The following is a 12410-nucleotide window of genomic DNA, read 5'->3' as shown; positions in this document are numbered from 1 at the left end:
TTCAGAACAGCGGGGACGAGAGCCTAGCCGAAATTAGCCAATTCTGGGTACCTCGTATTCGTTCGGAACCCGATTAGCCGCTCTAGAATCAATGCCGCTTCAAAAACCGTCTTCTCGTCCCACGGCTGGCCAACAATTTGGACACCAACCGGAACGTTGTCGCGGCCAATTCCGCACGGAATATTCAAGGCTGGCCGATGATTAGCCACATTGAATGGGCTGGTCATGTGCCCCTCCCAATAGTGCGTCAGATGTTTTCCAGACACGTCAATGCCATGAAGGTAGTTCCCCTCCGCCGATAGATAATCAACTGCGTTTGTCGGGCAAAGCAGAATGTCGACTTCGCTCATGGCCTCAGTGAGCTGCGAATTGAGAAGAGCATCTTTCCGTAAGGATTCCAACAGCGGTACCGAACGTGCCTGGTCCAGAGCATCGCTGATGAACTGATCTGTGTAGGCGGCACGGGGCTTGCTGGAATTACCGATCGCTTCAACCATCGCCGGGGCAAGAATATGCCCAAAGTGGGCAAATGTAGTTTCGCGTATTTGCCCAGTAGACCATGGCAGTTGAACTTCGAGCAGATTGAAACCGGAGTTCTTGAGGTTCTCAACCAGTTCGTCAAAAGCAGCTAGCACGGATTCAGCTACTGGGTAATCACCTAAATTGCAACTGAAGCCGATGCGCAACTGCGAAGTTTGGAGCTCGCCAACCTCGATAGGAATTCCAGATGGGCCCCAGGAGTTGGCATCCGCGGCATGCGTTCCGCTTATCGTGGCAGCCATCAGCATGACATCAGCTACGGTACGCCCCATCGGTCCATCGCCACGATAGCGGTCTGACGCAAGCTCACCAACGCCCGGAATACGTCCATAAGGAGCCTTATACCCGACTGTTCCTGTAAATGCCGCTGGAATTCTCGTTGAGCCAGCGATATCCGAAGCCGTCGCAAGAGTGGTGAAGCCAGCTGCCAATGACGCACCAGCGCCTCCGGATGAACCGCCTGGTGAAGTTTGGCGATTCCACGGATTACGGGTGACTCCCCACATCGGTGAGTGAGTGACCGTAGCACAACTGAATTCCGGGCTCGTGGTTCGCGCATGAATTATTGCCCCAGCGGCCCGCAACCGTTCGATAATGGGATGGTCAGTATCCGAAACGACATCTTGATGGGACAGTAGCCCTAGGGACAAGGACTTCCCTTTGACTGCGTGTTTTTCCTTGGCAGCAACGCTCAGGCCAAGCAACGGCGGCAAAGCGCCAAAGTCACCTGTCAAGCGCGCTCTCGCGTAGCTTTCAGTCGCTGCTTTGGCTTGCGCTCTGGAGTCATCCCAGAAAATTTCGGTCAACGCGTTAACTCGGTTGTCGGCCAAGGCAATATCAGCTGCGCAATTTTCCAGTTGGTCTTCTAGCACCTCTGTCGGGGTAATAGACCCCTCGCGGAAAGCGAGTAATTGCTCAGTAGCGGAAAGAAGCGCTAACGGTTCATTCATGCTGTCACGCCCTGTGCATATTCATCCTTGCTGCGCTCCTGCAAGGCGTTTTCCTTCAATGCACCGAAGCTCATCTCCCAGCCAACGTCGGTCAAGACATCCAAACCATGAAGCATATCTTCGTCCGTCGAGAATTCACGTTCACAGTGGCTCACACCGTCGATGGAAGGAATGAACAACATGACGGTAGGCACAATCCGATTCATTGCCACTGAATCATGGCCAGCCATGGTCCGAATCCTGCGAATGCTTTTTCCCAGATTTGCGGCCGATTTTTCCGCGAGTTCCAGGCCTTCCACCGGGTAGTACTGGATCTCCCTGACGTCGAAGTCCTGAACGTTGATCCTGATTTCATGTTCTTCGCCAATAGCGGCAATTTGCTCGATCAAAATGCGTCTGGCTTCAAGGACATCATGCTTGGTTTCCGCTCGTAGGTCGGCTATGAGGTGAACTCTACGGGCAACAACTATCGGTGAGTTCGGTTCAAGCGTCATGCGCCCCACTGAAGATACGATGCTTCCCTCAGAAAAATTCGCAGCAACATCGTGAACTTTGAGAATGACTTTGCTGGCAGCGACAAGAGCGTCGTGCCGATCTGCCATAGCTGTCGCTCCGGTGTGTGACTGCTCGCCGAGTACTTCAATATCCAGCTTTTGCGTATGCCACGAATAATCTACGGCGCCGATATTGATCTGCTCGCGTTCAAGGATTCGTCCTTGCTCGATGTGTATTTCCGCGTAGCCCGCGACCTCCGGCCGCTGGCCCTTCCCAAGATACCCAATTGATTCCAGCGCTTGCGCAACAGTGGTGCCTTCAAGGTCTTTCACTTTGAGCATTTCTGCTTCATCCATTGATCCGACGAAGACAGAGGATCCCATGATTGAGGGGGCAAATCGTCCGCCTTCCTCGTTGAACCAGTTCACAACACCCAAGTTGAACTCCGGAACCAGCCCTTCATCATCCAGACGTCGTTTGATGTTCTTGGCTGCATGTAATCCGGCGATAACACCGTAGGCGCCATCGAATCGTCCGCCCAGCGGTTGCGAATCCAAGTGGGACCCGAGAAGAACGTGTGGCGCACCCGGGTTGGATTCGATGAGGGCGAACATGTTCCCGATGCTGTCGACTCGTAGCTCCCACCCTTCGTTCTTTGCGAACTCAGCGAACCAGTCGCGGCTCAACCTGTCTTCCGGGGTTGCGGCTTGCCTATCGACTCCGTTGCGATCCGTTGCCCCGAATTCTGCAACGTGGTGGAAGTCGGTGAGAAATCCTTGATTCAAGGTCATTTCCTTTCAGGGAAAAAGCTCGGCGTGGAATTTAGTCGGTCGTCTTCAGCGATACTTTGGCACCGTGCAAGGGATGCGTTTCCGGTACCGGGGTAAATACCAGCAGGCACAGAACGATCAAGGCTGCTGCAGCCATGTAGAAACCCGGGAACATCGAAATTCCAGTTGCCGATACCAGCCAGGTGCCCACGAACGGAGCAGTGCCACCAAAAATGGCGTATGCGACGTTGTAGCTAATGGCCGATGACGTGTAGCGCGTCTTCGTGGTGAAGATTTCGACGAAGAAGGTGTAGCAACCGCCACCGTAAATGCACATTGGAACGACGAAGATAAGTTGTCCAAGAATGGCCAAGCCAAGGGAACCACTGGTGACCAGCATGAAGCAAGGAACACTGAGTAATAGCAAGGCAGCTGAACCAGCGATCAGCATGGGCTTGCGTCCGAAACGATCGCCCAAGCGGCCGCCGATCGGCAGGAGCACCGCATAGCTTGCCATGGCCAAAGCATTAGCTGCCAGAGACTTCTCTAGGCTGAGGTTGCCGGTCACTTGTACATAGGAAACGAAATAACCTGAAAGGAAGTAAAAGCCCATGGCCGTCAGTGCCATGACGAAAATAACCTGGAGCATGCGCAGCTTGTTTTCCGCGAAGGTCTGCTGCAAAGGGCTGTATTCCTTGTGCTCGCTCTTTTTGAGCACCTCTTGGAACGCTTCGGATTCTTCGGTCTTAGCTCTGATCCACAATCCGAACATTGCCAGTGGCAAAGCCAGCAGGAATGGGATGCGCCATCCATATTCCTGGAAATTCTCGCTGTCCATAGTGCTGGAGAGCACCAGGATCAGTGTGCCTCCAACCACTGACGGCAACGCGGTTGCAGCCAAAGTGATGTTGAGCCAGAAGCCCCTGCGGTTAACCGGAGCATGTTCGAAAACAAATGCTGGTGCGCCGACAGATTCGCCGCCTGCTGAGAACCCCTGGATGAGCCTGCAGAGTACGAGCAGTATCGGTGCCAGTACACCGATCTGGCCGAAGGTAGGGAGCAAGCCGATGCTAAACGTGGCTAGGCCGATAGTCAGCAGGGTAATGAAGAGGACTTTGCGACGTCCGACTTTGTCGCCGAGTACTCCGAAGAAGAGTCCACCAAGTGGACGGACGAAGAAAGCAACTCCAAAAGTCGCGAAAGTGGCCAATAGGCCAGCAAGGGTATTCTGTGACGGAAAGAAGAGGGCTGACAGCGTTACCGCTGACAAACCGTACAGCGTGAAGTCGTAAAACTCGATGAACTGGCCGACGCTACCCCCGGCGAGCACCCGACGCTTCATTTTCGTCTCTTGCAGAGACTCGACGGTTTTCGATTCGGTATTACTCACGGTCATGAGATTTCCTTTTTTCGGAATTAGTGACGTGAACACTTCAGGAAAGTACTACTCAGTGAAGGGGGCAGACGTTTCGCCCGTTCTCTTAGTAGTCCACTTTCTGCGATCAGGCGCTTATCCGTCCAACGCAAATCTCTTATTAGGTTGATCGATAAAAACGATTAGAATTTATCTATCGTTCAAGATTTCGCGGGCAAGCTCGGCAAATACCCTTGCCTTGCGCGTTATTGGCATTTCCTTGACATGAGCGACCACCACGGAAATCGGGACTACTGGATCTGCAATGGGCAATGGCACTACCGAGAAACCTGTGTAAGTCAGGTTGTGCGACATCCTTCTATTCAGAATGGAATAGCCCAACCCCATGGCCACATAGGATCTCACTGTTTCGTACCCTGATACCCAATACGCAACGTTCGGTTCCAGATCAAGTGACGAAAAGAGTTTCAGAAAGTACTCTCGTGAATGCGCCTGATCAAGCAGCACCAGCGGCTCGTCAACAAGCTCGGAGAATGAAATTGGTTCCTTGCGCTGAGCTAGGCGGTGATTCTCTGCGACGATGATGTGCGCACCCAATCGTTCTACGGATTCCATCGAAAACTCCGCGCTCACACCCAAGTCGTACATCAACGCTATTTCGCATTCGCCTTTGCCCAAAGCCTCGAGAATCTGCTGCTGTTCGCCTTCTACAAATTGCAGTTCAATTTTGGGATACTGTTCTCGGAAATTGCTCAGCAGCCTCGGTGCGATGAACGGGGCGAGAGGCGCAAAAATGCCGACCCGCAGCTTGCCTCCAACTTGGTCATCGGTACCGCTCAACGATGTTTGAAGGGTTTCGGCATCCTCTAGGAGGATCCTTGCTCTTGCCACCAGCCGCTTGCCATCTTCGGACAGCTTCAACGCGCGGTTCGGCAATCGAAGGAATAGCTGCGCGCCTAGATCATGCTCCAACTGGCTCAGAGAAGAAGAAAGCGTGGATTGCGATACGTTCAGCGCGCTTGCGGCAGCCCGCATGTTTTCGAGTCTGGCGATTTCAATGAAATAACGGAGCTGTACCAATGTGAATGCGCGAGCCATGCTCTATTCTATCCAGCTACCGATTCGCCCCCTTTGAATAGGCCAAAATACCCAACCAAGCGGGCACACAGCCACTATTACTAGACTTGACCCAGTGAGCGAAGAAAAACCACTGTTGCAATTGCCTGCCCGACTCATTGGCGTATGGCTTCTCTTAACCGTCTGCATCGCGGGCTCCACCATGTTGGCAACCGCCCACTACATCACCGGCGGAAGCCTGCTGATCATCGTAGCGCTGTGGGCCACCCGCTGCCTCGCTGTCGCCAGCCTGTGGTTCCTGCCCGGAAGCAGGGACACCAAGATCTTTGCCATGGCATTGGTGCTGCTCGCGCAGATCCTGGACGTCGTGCTGAAACTACCGGTGATCGATACCGTCGAATACGGCGACTGGTTCATGGTGTCGGCACTGGACTTCACCGGCCAGTACTCCGGATACTTCATGGTCTGGGGCCTATTGCTGCCGGTCATGGCTTTGGCCGGCTGGTTTGTATTGCGTTCGCGTTCACTCGCCGGGTGGATCACCGGCCTTGTTTCGGCCATCGGGATGGGTCTTGTTGCGCAGGCCGCCATTACCTCAGAGCACGGCTCGCTGTCTGCCTTTGTCCTGGCAACATTGGGCCGTTACATTATTCCTGCGCTTTTATCCGCTGTGGCGGACTTCCTGATCCGCAAATACAAGAAACCCAAGAACTAGTTCTCCAGGGAACAGCAATGCAGCCAGCATTCCTTATATAAGAAATGCTGGCTGCATCAGCTTGAGATGGAGACTAGACCAGTCCGTCGCTCAGGTGGTTAGGAGTACCAAAGCGGTGGGCGGTGATGGACACTGCCTGCTCATGCAGGAACGGCAGCAACTCCACCCGACCGGCAGCAGTCACCGGCGAAGCGTAGATGGCAACATCCGGCTTGCCATCGGTGGCTTCGGCGACGACCTTCACCGATCCGCCAATCAAGCGGATGCGGGCGGCCGAGTCCGGGCCGGTCTTCGCAGCCAGTTTGGCTGCGTGGGCTGCGAACTGGTCGGCGCTTTCGCGGACCACGGTGACCGAGTTCTCGGCCAGCAGGGTGCGAAGTTCACGTGGAAGCTCAGCATCCAGGGACAAGCGGACACGCGAACCAGCGGCCACACCGGCAGCAACCACGCGCAAGGCCTCAGCCAAGCCATAGCCGCTGGTCTCCTGCTCGAAGCGGACAGTGACATCCACCGAGCAATAGCGGAAGACGTTGCGCTCCGAGATCAATCCCGAACGGTCCTTGGCCTGATTGAATTCGGTGTTCCACCAGAACTTGTCGCTGCCCAGGGCCGAGGTCAGCCACTGCGCCTGCGATTCATCAAGCTGCGCTGCACCCAGCAACCGCTCGTCGAAACGAGACAGTGCTGCGGTGTCCTTGACCGGTGCATCAACCCAGCTGCCCATGCCAATCAGGTAGTTCGGGCCGCCGGCCTTGGTGCCAGCGCCAATGGCCGACTTCTTCCAGCCGCCAAATGGCTGACGCTGAACGATCGCGCCGGTGATGCCGCGGTTGACGTAAACGTTGCCAGCCTGGATGTTATCCAGCCAGTAGGCCATTTCGCCGCGGTCCAACGAGTGCAGGCCCGAGGTCAATCCGTAGTCCACCTCGTTGACGATCTCTACTGCTTCTTCCAGCGTCGCAGCTGTCATCACGCCCAGGATCGGACCGAAGTATTCGGTCTTGTGGTACTCGCTGCCACGCTGCACGCCGTAGCGCACGCCTGGCGAGTAGAGCTTGCCCGAATCGTCGAGCTGCTTCGGCTCGATGGCCCAACGCTCGCCCTCACCCAGGGTGGTCAAGCCGCGCTTGAGCTTTGCGCCTGGCTCGCCAATCAATGGGCCCATCTGGGACTCGGGATTCCATGGGTAGCCGACCTTCAGCGACTTCACCGCATCGATCAGCTGGTTGTTGAAGCGGCGCGAGTCAGCCACAGTGCCCACCAGAACGACCAGCGAGGCGGCCGAGCACTTCTGACCGGCGTGGCCGAAGGCAGACTGCACCACGTCGCGGGCTGCCAGATCAAGGTCGGCGTGCGGGGTGACGATGATGGCGTTCTTGCCCGAAGTCTCGGCCAGCAGCGGCAGGTCCTTGCGGAAGGAGCGGAAGAGCTCAGCAGTTTCGTAGCCACCGGTGAGGATCAACCGGTCAACACGCTCATCGGAGACCAGCTGCTGGCCCAGGGTGCGATCGCCCACGAATACCAGCTGCAGAACATCCTTGGGAACACCTGCATCCCAGAGGCACTGCACCATGACCGATCCGACGCGAGCAGCCTGGGTTGCCGGCTTGATGATCACGGCCGAGCCTGCGGCCAAAGCCGAGAGGGTGGAACCGGCCGGGATGGCCATCGGGAAGTTCCATGGCGGGGTGACCACGGTCAGCTTCGATGGCACGTACTTTGCGCCGTCAACCTCATCGAGTTCGCGGCCCAGCTGCGAGTAGTAGTGGGCGAAGTCGATGGCCTCGGAGATTTCCACGTCTCCCTGGTCGATGGTCTTTCCGCATTCGGAACCCAGAACTTCCAGCAGGGTGGCGCGGCGTTCCTCGAAGAGCAGTCCGGCGCGGTGCAGGATCTCTGCGCGCTGCGCCGAGCCCATCGCCTGCCACGCCTGCGAAGCATCCACGCCCATGGCGATGGCTTCATCCAGTTCGCCGGCGGCGTTGATGGTGTTGGCCTTCACCAGATCCTTGCCCAGTGCCGAGGCTTCCATCTTGGCCAGGATCTCTCGTCCCCAGGTGCGGTTCTGCATCAGGTCCGGATCGGTGTCCGGGGTGTTGAAGAATTCCGTGGAGCCATCGGCGAATCCCTCAATGCGGGCCGCGAGTTCTGGATCTTGAACCTGGCGGTTCTGGATGCGGTGCGGGGCAGGGACCTTGTTGGTCAGCGCTTCCAGGGAAGCGAGGAAACGGTTCTTCTCGCGTTCGAAGAGCTGCTCGTTCTTGGACAGCTCGAAGACGGCGGACATGAAGTTGTCCTGGCTGGCGCCTTCTTCCAGGCGGCGGATCAGGTAGGCGATAGCCACATCGAATTCCTGCGGGTGCACCACCGGGGTGTACAGCAATAGCGAGCCGACTTCGCGGCGCACTGCTTCGGCCTGGCCGGTGGCCATGCCCAAGAGCATTTCGAATTCGATGCCGTCGGTGACGTTGCGGGCCTTGGCCAGCAGCCAGGCCAGCGCCACGTCGAAGAGGTTGTGTCCGGCGACGCCGATGCGCACGTTCTTCACATGCTCGGGGCGCAGGGCATATTCCAGCACGGACTTGTAGCTGGTGTCCGAGTCCTGCTTGCTGTGCCAGGTAGCCAGCGGCCAGCCGTGGATGTCGGCTTCCATGGTCTCCATTGGCAGGTTTGCGCCCTTGACCACGCGGACCTTGATCGGCGCTCCGCCGTCGGCCACGCGGGCTGCGGTGAATTCCTGCAATTCGATCATGGCGGACAGCGCGTCAGGAAGGTAGGCCTGCAGCACAATGCCGGCCGGCAAATCCTTGAACTCGGGCTTGGAGAGAATCTGGGTGAAGACCGCAATGGTCAGCTCCAGGTCCTTGTACTCTTCCATGTCCAGGTTGATGAACTTCTTCTTGGGGCTGCTGGCGGCCAGCTCGTAGAGCGGGCTGAGCTTCTCGACAATGTGCTCCACTGCTTCATCGAAAGCCCAGTGGTTGTGCGGGGCGACGGTGGAGGACACCTTGATGGAGACGTAGTCCACATCATCGCGGGCCAGCAGCGTGGTGGTGCCTTCCAGTCGGCGGGCGGCCTCGCCCTCGCCGAGGATGGCCTCACCCAGGAGGTTGACGTTCAGGTTGACGCCTTCGCGCTTGATCTTCTTGATCGCGCCGCCGAGCTTCGCTTCGGAGGCGTCGATGATCAGGTGGCCCACCATCTCGCGCAAGACCTTGCGCGCGATCGGGACGACAACCTGTGGCAGAACCGGTGCCATGACTCCGCCCAGGCCCACGGCCTTGCGCATGTACCACGGAAGGAAGCTTGGAACCTTCGGGGCCAGCTGCTTGAGGTTGGCGGCGGCAACACGCAGGTCTTCGGGACGGATGACTCCGTCGACAAATCCCACGGTGAAGTCCAAGCCGTTGGGATCCTTGAGCACACCGGCCAGTCGGGCTGCCGCGGCATCAACAGGATAGCTGGAAGCCTCGGTGAGCCAGCGGCGCACCAACGCGATGACATCTTCGGCGACATCTGCCGGAGAGGTAAGCGGGTTGCCCGCAGCATCAACTGCTGCCGGCACGGTGTGCTGGGTGGAGATTGAAGACACTTATTGGTCCCTTCGATGCAAAGTTGTTCAGTCTGGGTTCGGCACCGAACGCTAATGTCGTTATGGCTTTCTGCGCGGTGATCCCCGCGGAAAAAGCTGTGTGCAAATTCGAGTATGACCCCAAGTTGCGTTAAGCAAAAGCGAACAAAACCGAAGATATTTGTTCGGGTTTGCTAATGTATTGAGACGCATCACATCCAACCCACAGGAACGGCGGAAAACCGGTGCTTGAATTGCGACGATTGCGGCTGCTCCGAGAGCTCAGCATCCGCGGAACCATTGCCGAAGTTGCCGACTCGCTGAGGTACTCCCCCTCCTCGGTTTCCCAGCAACTAAGCCAGCTGGAGGCAGAAGCCGGGGTGCCCTTGTTGCGCCGTACCGGGCGCACCCTGAAGCTCACCGCCCAGGCCCAACTGCTGGTCGCCCACACCGAAACCCTGCTCGAAGCCATGGAGCAGGCCGAAGCGGATTTGGCTGGCACCATGTCCACGGTTGCTGGCACCGTGAGGCTGGCCGTCTTCCAGACCGCGATGCTCGCCCTGATGCCGCCGGTTTTGCGGGAATTGCGCGAAAAATACCCGGAACTCCGGGTGGAAATGAGCCAGCAGGAGCCGGCCGACGCGCTGCAGGAAACGAGCAGCCGCAGCTTTGACCTCGTGGTTGCCGAACAATATTCAGGCCATTCGGCCCCGCACTACGCCAGCCTTGACCGCCGCATGCTCACCCACGATCCCATCCGTCTGGCCCTTCCGGTGCGTGGAGCCGCAGGCAACGAGGAATTCGACCGGGTCACCCTGCTGGAGCATGCTGCCACCTTGCCCTGGGTGGTGGAACCAGATGGGGCGGCCAGCCGGCATTGGGCCCTGCAGGCTTGCCGGCTGGCGGGCTTCGAACCGGACCTGCGCTACGAGACCGCCGATCTGCAGGCCCACGTGGAACTGGTCCAGACCGGAAATGCCGTGGCGATGCTCCCGGATCTAGTGCTTCGCTCCAACCACAGCGCCTTGCGCACCGTGGATTTGCCCGGCGCTCCGGCGCGCACCATCTTCACGGCAATGCGGCATTCTTCTACCAAGTCACCGGGGATTCAGGCGGTGCGCAACATGCTGCACGCACAGCCGGGAATGAGTGATGCAGACGACTCCGTAATTTTGGCTACACCCAAAGACTTCGATACGGTCGATTAGGAAAACCAACCTTTCTGAATTTTTAGGCACTTGCGACAAACTGCGCAATTCGTGTCATAGTGGTGACTCGCACCACTTGAATCCGCGTTCCGGATCACCCCAGCGATCCGGGACAGCAACGGTAATGAGGAACTATGTCCGACCAGACTTTCCAGATGATTGCGATTGCGATTTACATGGCCGCCATGCTTGGCATCGGCTATGTGGCGTATCGCCGAACCAACAATATCGACGACTACATGCTGGCCGACCGCGGCCTGAAACCCTGGGTTGCCGCGCTCTCTGCCGGTGCCTCCGACATGTCCGGCTGGCTGCTCATGGGCCTTCCTGGCGCCATCTATCTGGGCGGCCTGCATGAGGCATGGATCGCCATCGGCCTGCTCATCGGTGCCTGGCTGAACTGGAAGTATGTCGCTCCGCGACTACGTTCCTACACCGCCATCTCCGAGAACGCGATCACCATTCCCAGCTTCTTCGAGAAGCGGCTGAAGGACAAAGCGCACCTTCTGCGCATCGGTTCCGCCGTGATCATCCTGGTGTTCTTCACGTTCTATGTCTCTTCGGGCATGGTGGCTGCCGGCAAGTTCTTCGACGCATCCTTCGGCTGGCCCTATCTCTCGGGGATGTTCTTCGTCGCCATCATTACCTTGCTCTACACCCTCTTTGGCGGCTTCCTCGGCGCATCGCTGACAGACATGGTCCAGGGTGTCCTGATGTTCCTTGCCCTGATCTCTGTCCCAATTGTCGCCGTGATCAACATGGGCAACATCGGGGACATCGGCACCAAGATCACCACCCTGAACCCGGATGCTTTCAACCTGTTCTCTTCATTCAACGACAACAGCGCGATCCTGGCGGCAGTGGCCATCTTCTCAACTGCCGCGTGGGGCCTGGGCTACTTCGGCCAGCCGCACATCATCGTGCGCTTCATGGCCTTGCGCACCCCCGGCGAGGCAAAAACTGCCCGCCGCATCGGCATTGGCTGGATGTTCCTGACTACCTTGGGCGCCATCCTTACCGCATTCATTGGCGTCGCGTACTTCGCTGACAAGCCGCTGGACAAGTCCAGCAGCGAAACCGTCTTCTTGCTGCTGAGCCAGACCTTCTTCCACCCGCTGATTGCCGGCCTGGTGCTCGCCGCTGTTTTGGCAGCGATCATGTCCACCATGTCATCTCAGCTGATTGTTTGCTCCTCGGCACTGGTAGAAGATCTGTACAACATCACCGGTCGCAAGGCCTCGCCGAAGGCACTGGTTAACCTTGGGCGTTCCGGCGTGCTGCTCGTGGCTATCATTGCCGCAGTACTGGCACTGAATCCGAACTCTTCCATCTTGGAGCTCGTGTCCTTCGCCTGGGCAGGCTTCGGCGCCGCCTTCGGCCCGATCGTCCTGTTGTCGCTGTACTGGCGCAAGCTGACTGCTGTTGGCGGATTCGCCGGCATGGTTTCCGGTGCCATAGTTGTCTTCATTTGGGGAAACATCAAGCCGCTGTCCTCGGCCATGTATGAAATCGTTCCTGGTTTCATCGTTGCCCTGCTGGTCGCCTGGCTGGTCTCCCGAGCCACCTTCCGGCCAAACCCAACCATCGATGCGGAATTCACCGAGATGGAAAAGGAAGTCGGTTCGAAGGTCACCGCCTAGGAATCCACTGATCAAGCTTCCCGCAGCTGCAAACCGTAAAGGTGCGCAGCTGCGGGAAGCTTTTTTCAT

8 protein-coding genes are annotated in these 12410 nt (G+C 57.6%); 3 read left to right on the top strand and 5 right to left on the bottom strand.

What is annotated here, in order from left to right:
• Positions 1-23: 23 nt before the first annotated feature.
• From ACT7DV_RS09870 to ACT7DV_RS09855, 4 genes are all read right to left on the bottom strand, one after another.
• Positions 24-1490, bottom strand: a complete 1467-nt coding sequence (locus ACT7DV_RS09870; protein WP_444662211.1) for an amidase — start codon at positions 1488-1490, stop codon at positions 24-26.
• Complete coding sequence (locus ACT7DV_RS09865; RefSeq protein ID WP_444662209.1) at positions 1487-2776, bottom strand: M20 family metallo-hydrolase; 1290 nt, start codon at positions 2774-2776, stop codon at positions 1487-1489. The genes ACT7DV_RS09870 and ACT7DV_RS09865 overlap by 4 nt, the downstream gene beginning before the upstream one ends.
• Before the next feature lie 31 nt (positions 2777-2807).
• On the bottom strand, positions 2808-4145 hold the full coding sequence (locus tag ACT7DV_RS09860; protein WP_444662208.1) for an MFS transporter: 1338 nt from the start codon (positions 4143-4145) through the stop codon (positions 2808-2810).
• A gap of 174 nt (positions 4146-4319) precedes the next feature.
• Positions 4320-5228 (bottom strand): LysR substrate-binding domain-containing protein, encoded by a 909-nt coding sequence (locus tag ACT7DV_RS09855; protein ID WP_444662206.1) that lies wholly within the window; start codon positions 5226-5228, stop codon positions 4320-4322.
• 94 nt (positions 5229-5322) lie between these two features.
• Here ACT7DV_RS09855 and ACT7DV_RS09850 point away from each other — a divergent pair, with 94 nt between their 5' ends.
• Positions 5323-5922: a hypothetical protein gene (locus ACT7DV_RS09850; protein ID WP_444662204.1), complete on the top strand. Its 600-nt coding sequence runs from the start codon at positions 5323-5325 to the stop codon at positions 5920-5922.
• Positions 5923-5995: 73 nt separating this feature from the next.
• On the opposite strand, the gene ACT7DV_RS09845 is transcribed toward ACT7DV_RS09850, so the two are convergent.
• Positions 5996-9514, bottom strand: a complete 3519-nt coding sequence (locus tag ACT7DV_RS09845; RefSeq protein ID WP_444662202.1) for a proline dehydrogenase family protein — start codon at positions 9512-9514, stop codon at positions 5996-5998.
• A gap of 224 nt (positions 9515-9738) precedes the next feature.
• Between ACT7DV_RS09845 and ACT7DV_RS09840 the strand changes: the two genes are divergently transcribed.
• Both ACT7DV_RS09840 and putP read left to right on the top strand, forming a co-directional pair.
• Entirely contained in the window at positions 9739-10701 is a 963-nt protein-coding gene (locus ACT7DV_RS09840) for a LysR family transcriptional regulator (protein ID WP_444662201.1), read from the top strand.
• A gap of 134 nt (positions 10702-10835) precedes the next feature.
• Positions 10836-12341 (top strand): sodium/proline symporter PutP, encoded by a 1506-nt coding sequence (putP, locus tag ACT7DV_RS09835; protein ID WP_444662199.1) that lies wholly within the window; start codon positions 10836-10838, stop codon positions 12339-12341.
• Positions 12342-12410 lie beyond the last annotated feature (69 nt).

Origin of the sequence: Glutamicibacter sp. TV12E, assembly GCF_052441935.1 — a bacterium.
GTDB lineage: Bacteria > Actinomycetota > Actinomycetes > Actinomycetales > Micrococcaceae > Glutamicibacter.
Note: the sequence above shows the minus strand (reverse complement) of the source record. Positions and strands in the feature narration are given on the sequence as shown.

Excerpts from the sequence above, each read along its gene's own strand:
- ACT7DV_RS09870 (WP_444662211.1), bottom strand. The coding sequence starts at position 1,490 with ATGAATGAACCGTTAGCGCTTCTTTCCGCTACTGAGCAATTACTCGCT.
- ACT7DV_RS09865 (WP_444662209.1), bottom strand. The coding sequence starts at position 2,776 with ATGACCTTGAATCAAGGATTTCTCACCGACTTCCACCACGTTGCAGAA.
- ACT7DV_RS09855 (WP_444662206.1), bottom strand. The coding sequence starts at position 5,228 with ATGGCTCGCGCATTCACATTGGTACAGCTCCGTTATTTCATTGAAATC.
- putP (WP_444662199.1), top strand. The coding sequence starts at position 10,836 with ATGTCCGACCAGACTTTCCAGATGATTGCGATTGCGATTTACATGGCC.